The sequence below is a fragment of the Pseudochelatococcus sp. B33 genome (assembly GCF_053570585.1).
The window spans coordinates 21627-40848 of the sequence record NZ_JBSEFH010000015.1 but is presented as its reverse complement, the minus strand read 5'-3'; the positions used below and the strand labels follow the sequence as shown (position 1 = coordinate 40848).

Annotated in this window: 16 protein-coding genes; 4 read left to right on the top strand and 12 right to left on the bottom strand. The window is 67.8% G+C overall.

Annotation, left to right across the window (positions count from 1 at the left end; genetic code table 11):
• Positions 1–178: 178 nt before the first annotated feature.
• The 4 genes from ACUSIJ_RS17240 to ACUSIJ_RS17225 form a co-directional block, all read right to left on the bottom strand.
• The gene (locus ACUSIJ_RS17240) at positions 179–1504 is read right to left on the bottom strand and encodes a class I SAM-dependent RNA methyltransferase (RefSeq protein ID WP_449309655.1); all 1326 of its coding nucleotides are present in this window, start codon (positions 1502–1504) and stop codon (positions 179–181) included.
• Positions 1501–2229 carry a TlyA family RNA methyltransferase gene (locus tag ACUSIJ_RS17235; protein WP_449309654.1) on the bottom strand — a complete coding sequence of 243 codons (729 nt, stop codon included), beginning with the start codon at positions 2227–2229 and terminating at the stop codon, positions 1501–1503. The genes ACUSIJ_RS17240 and ACUSIJ_RS17235 overlap by 4 nt, the downstream gene beginning before the upstream one ends.
• Positions 2230–4143 carry a 1-deoxy-D-xylulose-5-phosphate synthase gene (gene dxs, locus ACUSIJ_RS17230; protein WP_449309653.1) on the bottom strand — a complete coding sequence of 638 codons (1914 nt, stop codon included), beginning with the start codon at positions 4141–4143 and terminating at the stop codon, positions 2230–2232.
• 309 nt (positions 4144–4452) lie between these two features.
• Positions 4453–4725 (bottom strand): exodeoxyribonuclease VII small subunit, encoded by a 273-nt coding sequence (locus tag ACUSIJ_RS17225; protein ID WP_449309652.1) that lies wholly within the window; start codon positions 4723–4725, stop codon positions 4453–4455.
• Between the two features lie 224 nt (positions 4726–4949).
• On the opposite strand from ACUSIJ_RS17225, the gene ACUSIJ_RS17220 reads away from it, so the two are divergent.
• The 4 genes from ACUSIJ_RS17220 to ACUSIJ_RS17205 all read left to right on the top strand — a co-directional run bounded on the left by ACUSIJ_RS17220 (position 4950) and on the right by ACUSIJ_RS17205 (position 7412).
• The gene (locus tag ACUSIJ_RS17220; protein WP_449309764.1) at positions 4950–5672 is read left to right on the top strand and encodes an SDR family NAD(P)-dependent oxidoreductase; all 723 of its coding nucleotides are present in this window, start codon (positions 4950–4952) and stop codon (positions 5670–5672) included.
• Positions 5669–6199: a TIGR02301 family protein gene (locus ACUSIJ_RS17215; protein WP_449309651.1), complete on the top strand. Its 531-nt coding sequence runs from the start codon at positions 5669–5671 to the stop codon at positions 6197–6199. Before ACUSIJ_RS17220 ends, ACUSIJ_RS17215 begins: the two co-directional genes overlap by 4 nt.
• Positions 6200–6317: 118 nt before the next feature.
• Positions 6318–6758, top strand: coding sequence for a large conductance mechanosensitive channel protein MscL (gene mscL / locus ACUSIJ_RS17210; RefSeq protein WP_449309650.1), 441 nt, complete (start codon positions 6318–6320; stop codon positions 6756–6758).
• A gap of 177 nt (positions 6759–6935) precedes the next feature.
• Entirely contained in the window at positions 6936–7412 is a 477-nt protein-coding gene (locus ACUSIJ_RS17205; protein WP_449309649.1) for a hypothetical protein, read from the top strand.
• Positions 7413–7454: 42 nt separating this feature from the next.
• On the opposite strand, the gene ACUSIJ_RS17200 is transcribed toward ACUSIJ_RS17205, so the two are convergent.
• The 8 genes from ACUSIJ_RS17200 to ACUSIJ_RS17165 form a co-directional block, all read right to left on the bottom strand.
• Positions 7455–7907 (bottom strand): hypothetical protein, encoded by a 453-nt coding sequence (locus tag ACUSIJ_RS17200; protein ID WP_449309648.1) that lies wholly within the window; start codon positions 7905–7907, stop codon positions 7455–7457.
• A gap of 249 nt (positions 7908–8156) precedes the next feature.
• Positions 8157–10487: a PAS domain-containing sensor histidine kinase gene (locus ACUSIJ_RS17195; RefSeq protein ID WP_449309647.1), complete on the bottom strand. Its 2331-nt coding sequence runs from the start codon at positions 10485–10487 to the stop codon at positions 8157–8159.
• A gap of 348 nt (positions 10488–10835) precedes the next feature.
• On the bottom strand, positions 10836–12335 hold the full coding sequence (locus ACUSIJ_RS17190) for a phosphomannomutase/phosphoglucomutase (protein WP_449309646.1): 1500 nt from the start codon (positions 12333–12335) through the stop codon (positions 10836–10838).
• Positions 12336–12672: 337 nt separating this feature from the next.
• A complete protein-coding gene (upp, locus tag ACUSIJ_RS17185) occupies positions 12673–13302 on the bottom strand; it encodes a uracil phosphoribosyltransferase (protein ID WP_449309645.1) in 630 nt (209 codons plus the stop codon).
• Positions 13303–13358: 56 nt separating this feature from the next.
• The gene (locus ACUSIJ_RS17180; protein ID WP_449309644.1) at positions 13359–14996 is read right to left on the bottom strand and encodes an ABC transporter ATP-binding protein; all 1638 of its coding nucleotides are present in this window, start codon (positions 14994–14996) and stop codon (positions 13359–13361) included.
• A 12-nt stretch (positions 14997–15008) separates the two neighbouring features.
• Positions 15009–16139, bottom strand: a complete 1131-nt coding sequence (locus ACUSIJ_RS17175; RefSeq protein WP_449309643.1) for an ABC transporter permease — start codon at positions 16137–16139, stop codon at positions 15009–15011.
• 1 nt (position 16140) lies between these two features.
• A complete protein-coding gene (locus ACUSIJ_RS17170; RefSeq protein ID WP_449309642.1) occupies positions 16141–17232 on the bottom strand; it encodes a microcin C ABC transporter permease YejB in 1092 nt (363 codons plus the stop codon).
• 3 nt (positions 17233–17235) lie between these two features.
• Positions 17236–19125 (bottom strand): extracellular solute-binding protein, encoded by a 1890-nt coding sequence (locus ACUSIJ_RS17165; protein WP_449309763.1) that lies wholly within the window; start codon positions 19123–19125, stop codon positions 17236–17238.
• Positions 19126–19222 lie beyond the last annotated feature (97 nt).

The following is a 19222-nucleotide window of genomic DNA, read 5'->3' as shown; positions in this document are numbered from 1 at the left end:
GCTCTAGAGTGCGTTCCGATCAGATGGAATCATCTGATTGATCAGAATTCGTCCAAAATCCGAAAGAGAATCCGAAAGAGCATGTCAGCGTTTCCGTGAAACGATGACATGCTCTATAGCCGCATCCTGAATGTCGATGGCGGATCACGGGGTCCGCCATTTCCTTTGCGGTCTCCGCCTACCGCCTCCGCTTTCCCGTGCCCGGCCGCACGAACACGCCCACCGTCTCGACATGGGCCGAATGGCGGAACTGATCGACCGGGGTGATGCGCGCGGGGGCGTAGCCGCCGTCGAGCAGGATTTTCGCGTCGCGCGCGAACGCGCCGGCATCGCACGAGACGGCGATCACGAGCGGCACCGTCGATTTGGCGAGTTCGCGCGCCTGCGCTTCAGCGCCCGCGCGGGGCGGGTCGAACACGACGGCGTCGTAGGTGTTGAGTTCGAGCGGCAGCAGCGGGCGGCGGAAGAGGTCGCGCGTCTCGGTGGTGATGCGGCGCAGGCCGGGCGTCGACCGGAAGGCGCGGTCGAGCGCGGCGAGCGCCGGGGCGGCGCTCTCCACCGCGTGCACGTCGGCGATCTCGGCGAGCCGCAGCGTGAAGGGGCCGCAGCCGGCGAAGAGATCGGCGGCGCGGCGGATGCGCCGCGGCGCCTCGGCGCAAGCCTCCATGACGAGGCGCGCCAGCGTCTCCTCGCCCAGCGCCGTCGCCTGCAGGAAGCCGCCGGCCGGCGGCACGACGAGCCCATTGCCCATGGAGATGGCGGGCGCGCGCCGTTCGACGATCCGATCGCCGTGCAGCGAGAGCCGCGCCAGATCGAGGCGCTCGGCGGCCCGCGTCAGGGCGCGGCGGTCGGCCTCGCTCGCCGGGCCGTAGCCGCGCACGTCGATGTCGAGGCCGCCGGTGGTCGCTGTCACCTGGATGTCGAGCGGCTTGCCCTTGGGCAGCAGCAGGCGCGCCAGATCGAGCGCCGCCGGCGGCGCGTGGCCGAGCGCCGGATCGAGCACCGGGCAATGGTCGATCGGAATGAGGGTGTGGCTGCGCGCGGCCATGAAGCCGACCGCGTCGAAGCCGTCCTTGCGCCTGGCGTGGAACGTCACCCGCCGGCGTCCCGTCCCGTGCGCGTCCACCAGCGGCGCGACGGCGGCGTCGACATGCGCGCGCGCCAGTGCGGTGACGACGCTGTCGCGCTTCCATGCGCGGTAGGCCGCCTCAGCCATGTGCTGGGTGGCGCAGCCGCCGCAGCGCATGAAGAGCGCGCATTCGGGCTCGCGCCGCGCCGGTGAGGGCGTCTCGACGGCAATGAAGGCGGCGCGCGCTTCCACCCGTCCGTGCGACGAGCGCGCCGCGCGCCCATCGAGCGGGTCGGGCGCGGGCAGGCCCACGCGCACGACCTCTCCGGGCAGGGCGTAAGGCACGTAGACGGGGCCGGCCGGCGTGTCGGCGATGCCGTCGCCGCGCGCGCCGAGCCGGTCGATGGTCAGGGTCCGTGTGCCTTCCTGCATCATGACAGGCGGGCTCCGAGCAGAAACTCCCGGTTGCCGTCGCCGCCCGCGATCGGCGAGGGGATCACGCCGGCGACGGTGAAGCCGAGGCTCTCGACATGGGCGCGGATGTCCGTACACACACGCACGTGCGCCGCCTCGTCGCGCACGATGCCCTTGTGGAGATGGTCGCGCCCGGCCTCGAACTGCGGCTTGATGAGCGTGACCAGCGCCGCGCCCGGCGCGAGCAGGGGCGCGACCGGCGGCAGCACCAGCCTCAGCGAAATGAAGCTGACATCGACGGTCAATACGTCGAACGGCCCGAGGCCGCGTTCCGCGAGACGGCGCGCGTCGGTGCCCTCCAGCACGGTCACGCGCGGATCGCCGGCGACCAGCGGATGCAATTGCCCGTGGCCGACATCGACGGCATGCACATGCGCCGCGCCGCGCGCCAGCAGCACCTGCGTGAAGCCGCCGGTGGAGGCGCCGACGTCGAGCGCCCGTGCGCCCGCCGGATCAATGCCGAAGGCGTCGAGCGCCGCGGCAAGCTTCACGCCGCCGCGCGACACCCACGGGTGCGGCGCTTGCGCCGCGATGACGGCGTCGGGCGCGATGGGTTGGGACGCCTTGCGCAGCGGCGTGCCGTCCACCGTGACGCCGCCCGCCTCGATGGCGGCCTGCGCCCGGGCGCGGCTATCGAAGAAACCGCGCTCCACCAGCACGATATCCGCCCTGCGCTTGTCGGACATTCACGCCCTGAGCGCCGGCGCGGCGGCCGTATTGCCGAGTGCCGCGAACACCATGTCGACGATCCCGGCTGCATTGAGCCCGGCATCGGCGTACATCCGCTCGGGCTTGTCGTGCTCGATGAAGGTGTCGGGCAGCGTCATGGTGCGCACCTTGAGGCCCTGATCGAGCAGCCCCTCCTGCGCCAGCGCGTGCAGCACGAAGGCGCCGAAGCCGCCCTGCGAGCCTTCCTCGATGGTGATGAGGCATTCGTGCTCGCGCGCCAGACGGCGAATGAGGCCGAGATCGAGCGGCTTGGCGAAGCGCGCGTCCGCCACCGTGGTGGAGAGGCCGCGCGCCTCGAGCTGGTCGGCGGCCGCCTGCGCCTCGGCGAGCCGCGTGCCGAGCGACAGCAGCGCCACGCGCGTGCCCTCGCGCACCACGCGGCCCTTGCCGATGGGCAGGATCTCGCCCCGCTCGGGCAGCTCGACGCCCACGCCTTCGCCGCGCGGATAGCGCAGCGCGATGGGGCCGGCGTCATAGGCTGCGGCGGTCGCCACCATATGCACGAGCTCCGCCTCGTCGGCGGCCGCCATCAGCACCATGTTGGGCAGGCAGCCGAGATAGGCGATGTCGAACGAGCCCGCATGCGTCGGGCCGTCCGCGCCCACGAGCCCGGCGCGGTCGATGGCGAAGCGCACCGGCAGATTCTGGATCGCCACGTCGTGCACCACCTGGTCGTAGGCGCGCTGCAGGAACGTCGAGTAGATGGCGCAGAACGGCTTGTAGCCTTCCGTCGCCAGGCCGGCGGCAAAGGTCACCGCATGCTGCTCGGCGATGCCGACATCGTAGGTGCGCTCGGGAAACGCCTGGCCGAACAGGTCGAGCCCGGTGCCGGAGGGCATGGCGGCGGTGACGGCGACGACCCTGTCGTCGCTCTCGGCGGCGCGGATGAGGGCGTCGGCGAACACCCGCGTATAGGTGGGCGCGTTGGCCTTGGGTTTCGCCTGCGCGCCGGTGACGACATCGAACGTGCTCACCCCGTGGTACTTGTCGGCGGCCGCCTCGGCCGGGGCGTAGCCCTTGCCCTTCTGCGTCACGACATGCACAAGGATGGGGCCGCTCTCGGCGTTGCGGGCGTTGCGCAGCACGGGCAGCAGGTGGTCGAGGTTGTGGCCGTCCACGGGGCCGACGTAGTAGAAGCCGAGCTCCTCGAACAGCGTCCCCCCGGCCCAGAAGCCGCGCGCGTATTCCTCGGCGCGTTGCGCCTTCTCGTAGAAGAAGCGCGGCAGGCGGCTGACGATCTGCTTGCCGGTTTCGCGCAGCGAGCGGTAGGTGCCGCTGGAGACGATGCGCGCCAGATGCGCCGACAGCGCGCCGGTCGGCGGCGCGATGGACATGTCGTTGTCGTTGAGGATGACAATGAGCCGCGCGCCGAGCGCACCGGCGTTGTTCATCGCCTCGTAGGCCATGCCGGCCGACATGGCGCCGTCGCCGATGACGCAGACGACATGATGATCGCCGCCCGACAGATCGCGCGCCGCCGCCATGCCGAGGCCGGCGGAGATCGAGGTCGAGGAATGCCCCGCGCCGAAGGGATCGTAGGGGCTCTCGCCGCGCTTGGTGAAGCCCGACAGGCCACCGCCCTTGCGCAGCGAGCGGATGCGGTCGCGCCGGCCGGTGAGGATCTTGTGCGGATAGGCCTGATGGCCGACGTCCCAGATCAGCCGGTCGCGCGGCGTATCGAAAATGTAGTGCAGCGCCGCCGTCAGTTCGACGACGCCAAGCCCCGCCCCGAGATGTCCGCCGGTGACGGATACCGCGTCGATGACCTCCGCGCGCAGTTCGTCGACCAGTTGCGGCAGCGACGCCTCCGGCAGCGCGCGCAGGTCTTCGGGCGTCAGGATGGTGTCGAGAAGCGGCGTAGGGACGGACAATGAGACAACCTCGGCAGAACGCGAAAACGCAAGACTCCAAAACGCCGCACTCGAAACCGCGGCGCTACCGGGAACACGCGCCGCGTCGAACGCGCGGGGCAGGGGAACGGGGGGCGCCCCTGCGCCGACGCCGGTTTGCGCAACGTCAAGGCATAAGCCTTCAGTCCGCATTCGTCAAAGATTATAGAGCGGCGGATGGTCGAACTGAATCGGATCGCCGCTCTATCTCCTTGTCCTCGCATCCCGTTTCTCCGAACAGCGTATACACTGTTCGGCTTGATGCCGCAGCGGCCCGATGCCGGCACGGCGCTATTCCTCGATGTCGAGCGGGGTCGCGGACACGTCTCCCGACGCGGATACGGCGATCTTCTCGATCCGCGCCTCGGCTTTCTTCAGCAGGGCGTCGCAGTGCTTCTTGAGCTGCTCGCCGCGCTCGAAAATGGCGATCGATTCCTCAAGCGGCACGTCGCCGCGCTCGAGGCGTGAGACGATCTGTTCGAGCTCGGCCAGCGCCTGCTCGAAAGGGAGGCCGTCGAGGGTGCCGGCGGCCGCGGAGGAGGGGGTGTTGGGCGCTTTCGTCATGGCTGTCCTTATCGCGCCGGAGCGGCATAATTACAAGGGGTCGCAGCGGCGCAGGCCCGTCGTCATGGGCTGCGGGGCAGGACCGTCGACGAGTTCGCCGTGCGCCGGCTCGCGGCGGGTGTGGACCCTGCGCCCTTGAGGGCGTAGTGTATCCGCCGCCGCACGCGCGCAGAACATTTCGAGAGTCGATCGTGACCCAGAACACCAACGCCCGCCGTCGCATCATGCTGCTCACCGGCGCGAGCCGGGGCATCGGGCATGCCACCGTCAAGCGCTTCTCCGCCGCGGGGTGGCGCGTGATCACCAGCTCGCGTCATCCCTTTCCGGAAGCCTGTCCGTGGGAGATGGGGCCCGAGGACCATATCCAGGTCGATCTCGGCGACGTCTCGTCGACGCTCGCCGCCATTTCGGAGATGAAGCGCCGCCTCGCCGACGAAGGCGGGGTGCTGCACGCGCTCGTCAACAACGCCGGCATCTCGCCCAAGGGCGAGGGTGGGCAGCGCCTCAACACCCTCGATACGCCGATCGAGGACTGGCAGCGCGTGTTCCAGGTGAATTTCTTCTCGTCCGCCCTGCTGGCGCGCGGCCTTGTCGATGAACTCACCCGGGCGGGCGGCTCGGTCGTCAACGTCACCTCCATTGCCGGATCGCGGGTGCACCCCTATGCCGGCGCCGCCTACGCGACGTCGAAGGCCGCGCTCGCCGCGCTCACGCGCGAGATGGCGGCGGATTTCGGCCCGCTCGGCGTGCGCGTCAACGCCATTTCGCCGGGCGAGATCGACACGTCCATCCTGTCGCCGGGCACCGAGCGGATGGCGGAGACCTTCCCTCTGCGCCGCCTCGGCACGCCGGACGAAGTCGCCAAGGCGATCTACTTTCTGTGCACCGAGGCTTCCTCCTACGTCACCGGGGCGGAGCTGCACATCAACGGCGGGCAGCACGTTTGAGCCCGCCCCTGTCCCCGATCGTTCCCCGACCGGCGGATGCGCGCGTCCGCTGCACGCGGCGCTCGCATCTTGCCGGCCGCGCCGTGCGGTTGCGGCTGGTGCCGCCGCTCGCCGCGCTTCTGTGGTCCGTGGCGGTGGCGGCCCAGCCGATACCGCTGCCGCCCGCGCGCGAGCAGCCCTCCGCCGGAAGCGGACCCGATGCCGGGACACCCGGCCGCACGCCGCCGCCCGGCTACGAGCGCGAGCTGCTGCGTCTGTCGGAGGTGATGGGCTCGCTGGCGTTCCTGCGCACGCTCTGCGGCGCGGGCGACGCGGCGCAGTGGCGCAAGCGCATGGCGGCGCTGATGGACAGCGAGGCGCGCGACGCCGAGACGCGCGCCCGGATAGCGGGCGCCTTCAACCAGGGATATCGCGCCTTCGCCGTCACCTACCGGACCTGCACGCCGGCCGCGGAGGTCGCCATCGCCCGCTATCTCGCGGAAGGCGAGCGGCTCACGCGCGCCATCGCCGCCCGCTTCGGAGACTGACGGGCCGCGAGCGCATGGAAAACGTTATCAATTATTGATGTTTCGGATCTATCTCTACTGATCGAAGCATCGTTTTCTTGAAGCATCGTTTTCTTGGGAGCCACGAGGAGCGTCGTCAATGTTGAAGGAATTCCGGGAATTCGCCCTCAAGGGCAATGTTGTTGACCTCGCCATCGGCGTGATCATCGGTGCGGCTTTCAGCCGGATCGTCGAATCGGTCGTGGGCGATCTGTTCATGCCCATCATCGCCTGGATCACGCGCGGCGGCGTCGATTTCTCCAACTACTTCCTGCCCCTCTCCGGCGAGGTGACCGCAACCTCGCTCGATGCGGCGCGCGCGCAAGGCGCGGTGATCGCCTATGGCAGCTTCATCACCCAGGCCATCAACTTCCTGATCGTGGCGTGGGTGCTGTTCCTCGTCGTCAAGGCCATCAACGAGCTGAAGCGTCAGGCCGAGCGCAACAAGGCGCCCGAACCCGCGCCCGAGGATCCCGCCGACATCAAGCTGCTCGCCGAAATCCGCGACCTGCTCGCCGACCGCACGCGGCCTTCGGTCTGACGGATTTCGCGTCGTTCCCCGCCATCTCTGCCGTTAATAGTAGCATAAGGTGCTGGACATCGGTCCTTGCGCCTTAATGATGGCGGGTTTATCCAGAATAGGGATTGAAAAGGCGCTTTCGCCGGACGCATGTTCCGGCGGCAGCTTGATGTCGTTTGTGACGGTGGGGGATCTATTGTGAGGGTTATCGCTGTTCTGACGGTGGTGTTGCTGGCGGGTGCGGCTCATGCCGCGGGGGATGGCGTGCCGGCGGGTTCTCCGGCCGCTCCCGGTTCGGAGATGTTCTCGCCGGAATGGCGCGAGCAGAAGATTCGCGATCGCGAGGCGAACCTGCAAGCGCTCGACGAGGAACAGCGCCGCTTCGACAAATGGGAAAGAAACGCCCGCCAGGCCGTGGGCGGCATCTGCGCCGATTGCCTCGGCGGCGGCCGGGGCGGACAATCCGTCACCATCCCCGGCGACGCCATCCCGAACGTGCCCGCCGCCAATGAGCGCGTCGCCGGCTTCGACGAATCGAGCGCGTATTACGTGGTGGCGCCCGCCCCGCAGGCGCCCGTGGCGCCGGTGCCGTCTCCGGCGCCCCAGGCGCCGCGCCCGGCGGCACCCGCAGGCGCCTCGGCCCCGCTGGACATCCGCACGCCCGCGGCGCGGTGAACCATTCGGCGGTGGACCGCTCTACGACCGGCTCAGGCTGATTCAGGCCGTGTAAGGCTGTTGCCGCGCGCGGTACATCTCGATCGGCTTGCCGACGCACCAGCCGATGGCGGCGCCGACCAGCATCACCACATCCGACGCCAGGGCCGGAAGAATACCGGCGAGCTGTCCGGTGCCCTCCCGGAATATCTTGACCATGTCCAGAAAGACTTCCTTGAAGCTGCCGTAGTTCTCGCCCGTGACCTTGCTGGCGATCGAGGCTATTGTGCCGAAAAGCAGACCGGCGACGGCACCCGCGATGCTGCCCGCCAGCTCGCCCACCTTCCCGACCACACGGGTGGCGAGGCCGGGGCCGATGCCCAGGATCGTCGCGCCGATCACCTGGCCGTCCTGCGCGGCCGTGCGGTATGCGGCCTTCGTTTCCAGAGGGGCGAGAGCCACGCCGCCCATGATCGACTCGCCGAAGGCGCTGTATGCGTCGCTGGTATCCAGCAAGGACCGGGCTATTTTCGTGGGAACTCCAATAGTATCGGATGGATCTGAAGTTAAATAAGACCTCTCGCAGGAAATAAAAGGATCATGCTTGGGGAGACTTAAAACACCCATCTTAATTCTCCAAATATGAATCATAAATAAACAAAAATAATATTCTTTCAGTTTTCAGAAAGCACTGCAGACAATACTAACACATACCGGATCTGAATCAAGATATATCTCGGGCATTGGTTCTGTCGTGACGTTCCACTACGCTGCCGCCCGCCGGGCGGCATGCGCCGGCAGGCTGACCATCACCACGGTGCCATGGCCGACGCTGGAGCGGATGCGTAGCGCTCCGCCGTGCAGCTCCGCCAGCGAGCGGGCGATGGCGAGCCCGAGCCCTGACCCCTTGTAGCTGCGGGCGAACTCCGTCTCCACCTGCTCGAACGGCCGCCCCAGCTTCTTCAACGCCTCGGCCGGGATGCCGATGCCGGTGTCCTCCACGTAAAGGTGCACGTTGGCGCCCGAGATGCGTGCGCGCAGCGTGACGCGCCCGCCCTCGGGCGTGAACTTGACGGCGTTGCGCAGGATATGGCCCAGGATCTGGCTCACCGCCTTGGCGTCGGCGTTGATGGCGGTGTCGGGCAGCGTCTCGACGGTGAGCGTCAGCCCCTTCAGTTCGGCGTCGCGGGCGACGGCGCGGGCGGCCTCGCTCATCACGTTGTCGACGGCGAGCGCCTCCCGCTCCAGGTTGATGCGCCCGGCCTCGATGCGCGACATGTCGAGGATGTCGCTGATCACGCCGAGCAGGTATTTGCCGCTACTGCGGATGTCGCGGCAGTATTCGTGGTATTTCTCGTTGCCGAGCTCGCCGAAGATGCCGCTCTCCATCAGCTCGGAGAAGCCGATGATGGCGTTGAGCGGCGTGCGCAGCTCGTGGCTCATGTTGGCGAGAAATTCGGCCTTGGCGCGGTTCGCCGTCTCGGCCTCGGCCTTCTGTTCGAGGTAGCGCTCGGCGAGGTCGGCGAGCTGGCGCGCCTGGGTCTCGAGCTTCTGGCGCGAGCGCTTGAGATCGGCGACGGTGGCGATCAGCCGCCGCTCCGATTCCAGCAGCTTCTCCTCGTGGTTCTTGAGCGTGGTGATGTCGGTGCCGACCGACACGTAGCCGCCGTCGCGGGTGCGCCGCTCGTTGATCTGCAGCCAGCGTCCGTCGGTGAGCTGCGCCTCGAAGGTGCGCGCGCCGCTCTCGCGCCCCGTCGCCGGGCGGGGCTGGTCCATGAGCTCGGTCTTGACCGGGGGCAGCGTGCCGAGCCGCATCAGCTCCTCATAGGGCGTGCCGGGCGCAGCCGCATCGGGCGAGAGGCCGTGCAGGCGCTGGAACTTCGTGTTGCAGGTGACGAGGCGGTTGTTCGCGTCCCACAGCACGAAGGCTTCCGAGATGGTCTCGACCGCCTCGCGCAGGCGCATGTCGGCGGTGGCGGTCTGCTCGGCGAGCCGGCGCTGCTCGGTGATGTCGACCGCGATGCCGACGAGGTGCGGGCCGTCGCCCCGGTCCTCGACAAGCTGCGCGCGCGCCTTGATCCACACCCACTTGCCGTCGGCGTTGAGAATGCGGAAATCGTGGTCGATGCTTGCGGCGCGGTTGCTGGCGATCATGTCGGCCATGGCGTAGAGGTCGGCGTCGTCCGGGTGGACGAGCTGGTTCATCTCGCCGAACGACATGAACTCGTCGTGGCGCTGGTAGCCGAGGATGTCGTACATCGAGTCCGACCAGTAGAGGCGGCCGCGGGCGATGTCCCAGTCCCACAGCCCGCAGCGGCCGCGGTCGAGCGCGGCGTCGACACGTTCGCGCACCCGCTCGCACACCTCTTCGGCGGCCCGAGCCCGGCGCGTCTGCATGAAATAGGCCATCGCCATGGCGATGAGCACGAAGGCCGCAGCCGCGAGCAGGGTGGTCTGGCCGGTGATGTCGGCCCGCCATTTGGCGAGCGCGTCGGCCTCGGTCTGGACGACGGCGACCTGCCCGCCGCCCGGCAGGTTGCGTACGGTGGCGAGCGCCGGTTCGCCGCCCGCCAGCGGGATGCGCAGCACGCCTGCACGGTCGGCGAAGGTGGTCAGCGGCTGCCGGTGGCCCAGAATCTCGCCAAGCCGCACCCCCACGAACTCGCCCGCGTGGGCGGCGACAATGCGGCCCGACGCATCGGCCACCGCGAGCAGGCGATTGCCCACCAACGAGCGGGCGGGAACGGCCCGTTCGATCACACCGCGGGCGACGGCTGCCAGGGTCGGCGCGTCGCCCCCCTGCCCCTCCGGCTGCCGGGCGGCAATCCCGAGCGTGATGTCGCTCGCGGCAAGCGCTGCGACGAGGTCGATTTCGGTCGTGGCGTCGGAAAGGGCGGCGTTGCGCGTGTCGACGCCGTGCAGGATCGCGCCGACGAGCAGGGAGCCGAGAAACACGGTCAGCAGCATGGGGACCGCCCGCCGCAGCCACGGTTCCATCACCGCCAGATGGTGATGGCCGGCGTGCCCGCTTGACCGCGTCACTCCCAGAACCGTGCCCGCGCGCACGGGCACGCTCGCCGCTTCCGCGCGCGCCATGCAATGCTCCCTTCGGAGTCCCCAACGTCTGACCACAACGCGCCGGCGTCGAGCCGGCCGGCCCCTGTGAGCGCGTCGCGGCGATGCCGCGCCCGCGCTGCCCGGACTCGCCGGAATCCGAAAAGGCCGTGCCCTGCAAGAAGGCCAGCCTCGGGAAACCGGTACGATACGCATGATCCGCAAGACGTGCCGCATCTTTCCGAATCATGACCATGAGAATCCCAAATCGCGATTTTGTCCAGATAGTTTATGAAAAGTTGCTGCAGAAAGATATGACACGCGATCCGACACATATGAAAAGGGCACGGGTGTTGCGCCCGCGCCCCCTGTTCATCGCGTGTCGCGGGGTCAGAACGTCTGGTTGTAGGCGCCCACTTCCGGATTTTCGCGCAGGATCTCGTCGACGGCCTTGAACATCTCGCGCGTGCGCGCTTCCGACACCGGGCTTTCGATCACCACGACGAGTTCCGGCTTGTTGGAGGAGGCGCGCACGAGGCCCCAGGTGCCGTCCTCTGCCGTCACCCGCACGCCGTTCACAGTGACGAGATCGCGGATGCGCTGGCCCGCGACCTCTCCGCCCTGCGCCTGCAGAGCCTTGAAGCGCTGCGTCACGCGCTCGACCACGTCGTACTTGATCTCGTCGGCGCAATGGGGCGACATGGTCGGCGTGCCCCAGGTGCGCGGCAGGTCGCGGTAGAGGTCGGCCATCGACTTCGTGGGATTGCGATCGAGCATGTCGCAGACGGCGATGGCGGTCACGAGGCCGTCGTCGTAGCCGCGCCCCACGGGGGCGTTGAAGAAGAAGTGGCCCGATTTCTCGAAGCCGGCCAGCGCGTTGAGCTCCTTCACCCGCCGCTTGATGTAGCTGTGGCCGGTCTTCCAGTAATCCGCCTCGACACCGTTGGCCTGCAGCACCGGATCGGTGATGAAGAGGCCCGTCGACTTCACGTCCACGACGAAGGTGGAGCCGGGGTGCAGGGTGGAGAGGTCGCGCGCCAGCATGACGCCGATCTTGTCGGCGAAGATCTCCTCGCCCTCGTTGTCGACGACGCCGCAGCGGTCGCCGTCGCCGTCGAAGCCGAGCCCCACGTCCGCGCCCGATTCCCGCACGGCGTCCGCGATGGCGTGCAGCATCTTGAGGTCTTCGGGGTTGGGATTGTAGCGCGGGAAGGAATGGTCGAGCTCGACATCGAGCGGCACGACCTCGGCGCCGATGCCCTCGAGCACCTGCGGCGCGAACGCGCCCGCCGTGCCGTTGCCACAGGCCGCGACGACCTTGAGCTGGCGCGTGAGCTTCGGCCGGTTGGTGAGATCGGCGATGTAGCGCTGTGCGAAACCCTCGACGAATTCATAGCCGCCGCCGGGGCGCGTCTCGAAGCGCGCGTTCAGCACGATGTCCTTGAGGCGGCTCATCTCGTCGGGGCCGAAGGTGAGGGGGCGCGCCGCGCCCATCTTCACCCCGGTCCAGCCGTTGTCGTTGTGCGAGGCCGTGACCATGGCCACCGCGGGCACGTCGAGATCGAACTGGGCGAAATAGGCCATGGGCGAGAGCGCAAGCCCGATGTCCTTCACCTTCACACCCGACGCGAGCAGGCCGGCGATCAGCGCATACTTGATCGACGACGAGTAGCCGCGGAAATCGTGGCCGGTGACGATCTCTGGCTTCACGCCGAGTTCGTGGAGCAGTTGTCCGAGGCCGAGCCCCAGCGCCTGCACGCCCATGAGGTTGAGTTCCTTCTGGAACAGCCAGCGTGCGTCATACTCGCGAAAGCCGGTGGGCTTCACCAGCGGCAGCGATTCATAGTCGTAGGTGTTGGGGATAAGCTGGGGCAGGGGCTTCGGAAACATGGCATTCCTTACAAGGCTAAGGATAGTTGGCCGGAGGTTGTACGATCGCCGCGCACAGGCAAGTACCCGCACAGATCGGGACCCGATACAGATACCGTAATCGTGACGGTTGTTGGGCGATGACCAAACTTTGCCGTCGCATCATCTAATTTAACGCGTGTCAATCTCATTTCGATCAGAACTCGCCTACAGCATCAAACCAAAAAGTGTGCACTTTCTGGAACAATTTTATGCGTCAACAAATGGATCGAGAAAGAGAGCCATTCAGATTCAATGCATTTTTCTCTGGAATAAACGATCGTGTTCATTGTCCGATCCGGATCTGCCCGGAAACCGGTCAGCGCGTGCCGTACATGCGATCGCCCGCGTCGCCGAGGCCGGGGACGATGTAGCTGTGGTCGTTCAGCCCCTCGTCGACGGCGGCCGTCCAGATGCGTACTTCCGGGTGCGCGTCTCTCAGCCGCCGGATGCCCTCGGGCGCGGCGAGCAGGCAGACGAAGCGCAGGTCGCGCGCGCCGCGCTTCTTCAGCAGGTCGATGGCGGTGATGGCCGAATTGGCGGTGGCGAGCATCGGGTCGATGACGATGACGAGCCTGTCCGCCACGTCGGCCGGCGCCTTGAAGTAGTATTCCACCGCCTGCAGCGTCTCGGGATCGCGGTAGAGGCCGATGTGCGCCACGCGCGCCGAGGGCACGAGGTCGAGCATGGCGTCGAGAAAGCCGACGCCCGCCCGCAGGATCGGCGCGAAGACGAGCTTCTTGCCCGCGAGCACCGGCGAGCGGGTGGTGGCGATGGGCGTCTCGACATCGATCAGTTCGGTGGGCAGGTCGCGCGTCACCTCGTAGCACAGCAGCATGCCGATTTCGTGCAGCAACTGCCGGAATCCCTTGGTCGAGCGCGTCTTGTCGCGCATCAGGGTGAGTTTGTGCTGCACCAGCGGATGGTCGACAAGGGTGACGCCGTCCATGACAGTTCCTTCGAGATTGATCGTCCGGCGTTGGATAAACCTTTTTGCGCTTGCTGTCAGGTGGCTTGCGCCGCGGGCAGCCCATTCGCGCGCGCCGATGTGGAAAAGGCGGCCTTGAACAGCGTGCGCGTGTACTCCGTCTGCGGATCGGCGAAGAGGCTCCGTGCCGGCCCCTGCTCCACGACCTGGCCGTTCTGCATCACGATGACGGTGTTGGAGAGCGCCCGCACCACCTTGAGGTCGTGGCTGATGAAGAGATACGCGAGCTTTCGCGTCCCCTGCAGCTCGCGCAGCAGGTCGACGATCTGCGCCTGCACCGACATGTCGAGGGCGGACGTCGGTTCGTCGAGCACGATGAAGCGCGGCTCCAGCACCACGGCGCGCGCGATGGCGATGCGCTGGCGCTGACCGCCGGAGAACTCGTGCGGGTAGCGGTCCATGCTGGCGGGATCAAGCCCGACATCGGCGAGCGCCCGTGCCACGCGCTCCCGCCGCTCGTCCTCGGAGAGGCGCCCGTGCTGCACGCCGAGCCCCTCGGCGACGATCTCGGCCACGGAGAGGCGCGGCGACAGCGAGCCGTAGGGGTCCTGGAACACGATCTGCATGGAGCGGCGCAGCGGCTTCACCGCCTTGCGCTTGAGGCCATCGATGCGCTGGCCGAGGAACACGATGGGCCCTTCCGAGCGGATGAGGCGCAGCAGCGCGAGGCCCAGCGTCGTCTTGCCCGATCCCGACTCGCCCACGATGCCCACCGTCTCGCCCTCGCGCACGGTCAGCGACACGCCGTCGACCGCCTTCACGTGGCCGGTGGTGCGGCGGAACAGGCCCGTCTTGATCGGGAACCACACCTTCACCGGCCCCGCCTCCATCACGACCGGCGCATCGGCCGCCACCGGCCGCGGCTCGCCCTTCGGCTCGGCGGCGAGCAGTTTTTTCGTATACGCATGCTGCGGATGGTCGAACACCTCGGCCACGGGGCCGGTCTCGACGATCTCGCCGCCGGTCATCACGCACACCCGGTCGGCGATCTTGCGCACGATGCCGAGATCGTGGGTGATGAACAGCAGCGACATGTTGAGCCGCGCCTTCAGTTCCGCCAGGAGGTCGAGAATCTGCGCCTGCACGGTGACGTCGAGCGCCGTGGTCGGCTCGTCGGCGATCAGCAGGTCGGGCTCGTTGGCGAGCGCCATGGCGATCATCACCCGCTGGCGCTGGCCGCCGGAGAGCTGGTGCGGATAGGCGTCGAGCCGGCTTTTCGCATCGCGGATGCCGACGAGCTCCAAAAGCTCCAGCGTGCGCCGGCGCGCCGCCTGCCCGGTGATGCCCTTGTGCAGGCTCAGGATCTCGCCGATCTGGCGCGAGATGACGTGCAGCGGGTTCAGCGAGGTCATCGGCTCCTGAAACACCATGGTGATGTCGTTGCCGCGCACCCGGCGCAGCTCGTCCTCGGTGGCGGGAAGCAGGTCGCGGCCCTTGAACAGCACCTCGCCCGACGGGTGATAGGCCGCCGGATAGTTCAGCAGCTTGAGGACGGAGAGCGCCGTCACCGACTTGCCGGAGCCGGATTCGCCGACGAGCGCCAGCGTCTCGCCGGCCGCAAGATCGAAGGATACGCCGCGGACGGCCTTGATCTCGCGCCCGTCCTGGCGGAAGTTGACCGCAAGGTTCTTCACGGAGAGAAGCGGGGTGCTCATGCCTGTCTCTCCTCAGTTGAAGGTCTTGCGCGGATCGAACGCGTCGCGCACCGCCTCGCCGATGAAGATCAGCAGCGACAGCATCAGGGCGATGACGAAGAAGCCGGTGAGCCCGAGCCACGGCGCCTGCAGGTTGGCCTTGCCCTGCGCCAGGAGTTCCCCCAGCGAAGGCGAGCCCGGCGGCAGGCCGAAGCCCAGAAAGTCGAGCGAGGTCAGCGTGGTGATAGAGCCGTTGAGCACGAAGGGCAGGAAGGTCAGCGTCGCCACCATGGCGTTGGGCAACACGTGGCGGAACATGATGGTGGCGTCGGAGAGGCCGAGCGCGCGCGCCGCGTTGACGTACTCGAAATTGCGCGCGCGCAGGAATTCGGCCCGCACCACGCCGACGAGCGCCACCCACGAGAACAGCAGCAGGATGCCGAGCAGCACGAAGAAGCCGGGCGTGATGATGGACGAGACGATGATCAGCAGGTAGAGCGAGGGGATCGAGTTCCAGATCTCGATCACCCGCTGCAGCACGAGGTCGGTCCAGCCGCCGAAATAGCCCTGGATGGCGCCGGTGAAGATGCCGATCACGGACGACACGCCGGCGAGGATGAGGCCGAACAGCACGGAGAGGCGAAAGCCGTAGATGAGCCGCGCCAGCACGTCGCGGCCCTGGTCGTCGGTGCCGAGCCAGTTCCATTCGATGTCGCGGCACGAGCCGCCGCATTGCTCGTCGGTCAACAGCCATGTCGGCGGTGCGGGCGCGGGCACCGGCATGGCGAGGTTGTGCGTGCGGTAGGAGAAGCGGATCAGCGGCCAGACGGTCCAGCCGTTGGCCTCGATCTCGTCGGCGATGAAGGGGTCGCGGTAGTCGGTGCGCGCCAGGAAGCCGCCGAACTTCTCCTCCGGATAGTCCACGAACACCGGAAACAGGATCTCGCCCCTGTAGGCGGCGATGATTGGCCGGTCGTTGGCGATGAACTCCGCGCCCAGCGTGACGAAGAACAGCGCCAGAAAGATCCATAGCGACCAGAACCCGCGCTTGTGGGCGCGAAAATTGCGCAGCCGGCGCCGGTTGAGCGGCGACAGGCGCAGGACGCCCCTCGTCGGCGGGGGCGGGGGTGGGGGAGCGGCGGCGGGAGTGACGGTTTCCGTCATCTCAGACCTCCCGCGTCTCGAAATCGATACGCGGATCGATCCAGGTGTAGGTGAGGTCGGAGAGGAGGTTCACCACCAGTCCAAGGAGTGAAAAAATGAACAGGTTGGCGAACACCACCGGATAGTCGCGGTTGACGATCGACTCGAACGACAGGAGCCCCAGCCCGTCGAGCGAGAAGATGGTCTCGATCAGCAGCGAGCCGGCGAAGAACGCACCGATGAACGCGCCCGGAAAGCCGGCAATGACGATCAGCATGGCGTTGCGGAACACGTGGCCGTAAAGCACCTGCCGCTCGGTCAGCCCCTTCATGCGGGCGGTGAGCACGTATTGCTTGCGGATCTCGTCGAGGAACGAGTTTTTGGTCAGCAGGGTCGAGGTGGCGAAGGCGCCGATCGCCATCGACAGCACGGGCAGCGCGATGTGCCACAGGTAGTCCGCCGCCTTGCCGGCGAGCGACAGCTCCGAAAAATTCTCGGACGTGAGGCCGCGCAGCGGAAAGATCTGCCAGAACGAGCCGCCGGCGAAGAACACGATCAGGAGGATCGCGAACAGGAAGGACGGGATGGCGTAGCCGACGATGACCACGCCCGACGTCCACACGTCGAAGCGCGAGCCGTCGCGCACCGCCTTGGCGATGCCGAGCGGGATGGAGACGGCGTAGGAAAGCAGCGTCATCCACAGGCCGAGCGTGATCGACACCGGCAGTTTCTCGCCGATGAGCTGCAGCACCGAGACATCGCGAAAATAGCTCTTGCCGAAATTGAACGTGGCGTAGTCCGTCATCATCTTGACGAAGCGCTCGTGGGCCGGCTTGTCGAAGCCGAACTGCTTCTCGAGGTCGGCGATGAAGGCGGGATCGAGCCCCTGCGCGCCGCGATAGCGGCCGCCGCCCTCGCCGCCGCCGACGCTCCCCCCGTCGCCACCCCCGCCGCCGATGCGCGCGGCCACGCCGCCGTCCGCGCCCTGCAACTGGGCGATGATGCGCTCCACCGGCCCGCCCGGCGCGAACTGGATGATGACGAACGAAATCAGCATGATGCCGAAGATCGTCGGCACCATCAGCGCCAGGCGGCGGATGATATAGGCGAACACGGCTCAGCGCCTCCAGCCGATGCGTTGCGCCTTGTCGGCGTCAAACCACCACGTGCCCGGCGCGCCGGAGTCGAAGCGTGGGCTCGTATCGGGGCGGGAGAAGATGTCCCAGAAGGCATACCAGTCGTCGGGGCGGAACCAGGCCGGCACCCAGTAGCGGCCGGCCCGCAGCACCCGGTCGAGCGCGCGGGCGGCCACGGTGATCTCGTCGCGAGTCTGGGCGCGCACGATGCGCTCGATCAGCGCGTCGATGACCGGGTTGTCGATGCCGGCAAGGTTCATGCCCCCCGGCGTCTTGCCGGACTGGGAGCCGTAGAAGATGCGCAGCTCCGGCCCCGGCGAGAGGCTGCCGCGCCGCGCCACGCTGACGATGTCGTAGTCGTAGTTCTTCAGCCGTTCCTGATATTGCGACGCGTCGACGATGCGCGACGTGGCTTTGATGCCGAGCCGGTCGAGATTGGCCTGGAACGGCTGGACGTGCGGCTGAAGCCGGGTGGCGAAATCGAGAAACTCGATCTCGAGCGGCCGGCCGTCGGGCAGGCGCAGCGCGTTGCCCTCGCGTTTCAGCCCGGCCTCCGTCAGCAGCTGGAAGGCGCGGCGCAGCAGGTTGCGGTCGTTGCCCGAGCCGTCGGAGACCGGCGGCACGAACGGCTCGCCGAACACCTCGTCCGGCACCTCGCCGCGGAACGGCTCCAGCAGGGCGAGTTCCTCCGGCGAGGGCGGGCCCTCGGCCTTGAGCGGCGTGTGCTCGAAGAACGATGTCGTGCGCCGGTAGGAGCCGTACATGATCTTGGCGTTCGTCCACTCGAAGTCGAACGCCAGCCCGATGGCCTCGCGCACGCGCGGATCGGCGAATTTTTCGCGGCGGGTGTTGAAGTACCAGCCCTGAATGTTGGGCGCGGCTTCGGTCTCGATCTTCTCGCGCTGGACGCGGCCCTCGCGGAAGGCGGCGAAGTCGTAGCCGTTGGCCCAGGTGCTCGCGGTATATTCCTCGTGGAAGTTGATGATGCCGGACTTGAACGCCTCGAACATCACCTGCTCATCGCGAAAATATTCGTAACGGACGGTGCGGAAGCGGTTCTGCCCGACGTTGACGTTGAGATCGCGCGCCCAGTAGTCGTCGACGCGGTCGAACTCGATGAAGCGGCCGACCTCGAAGCGCCCCACCTTGTAGGCGCCGGACCCGAGCGGCGCCTCCAGCGTCGAGGCGGCGAAATTGCGGCCCTCCCAGTAGGCCTTGGAGAAGATCGGCAGCGCGGCGATCAGGAGATGCAGGTCGCGGCCGCGCTCTTCCGACAGGTGGAAGGCCACGACGTCGTCGGCCTCCGCGTCGGCCCTCTCGGCTTCGGCCAGCATCGCGCGATAGGAGGGATGGCCCTTCTCCTTGAGGATGTCGAAGGAGAAGACGACGTCGGCGGCGGTGATCGGGGTGCCGTCGTGGAAACGCGCCTGCGGGCGCGTGCGGAAGCGGTAGAGCCTGCGGTCGGCGCTGACCTCGACCGATTGCGCCACGAGGCCGTAGAGGGCGTCGGGCTCGTCGCCCGAGCCGGCCATGAGCGAATCGAAGGTCATGCCCATGCCCGCCGCCGCATCGCCCTGCAAAACATAGGCGTTGAGCGTGTTGAACGTATCGAAGCTGCCCTGCGTCACCCGCATCACCAGCCGGCCGCCGATGGGGGCGTCGGGGTTGACATAGGGGAAGTGCGGGAAATCGGGCGGCAATTGCAGATCGCCGAAGGCGGAAAGGCCGTGGGCCTCGAACGCCTCGCCGGGCGGGGGCGGTTCGGGCGCCTCTGCCTGCGCGAAGGCCGCGCCCGGCAGCAGGTGGGCGACGAGCGCCGCGCCGGCGATCCCGGCGCCCAGGCCGAGCAGGTCGCGGCGGGTGGCGAGAATGGCGGCGCGGCGCAGCGCCTCGGGCGCGAGCGGGGACGGCGCGCCGGGTGGCGGCAGGAGCGTGCGAGAACGACGGACCAAGGGCGGTCTCCCGGTT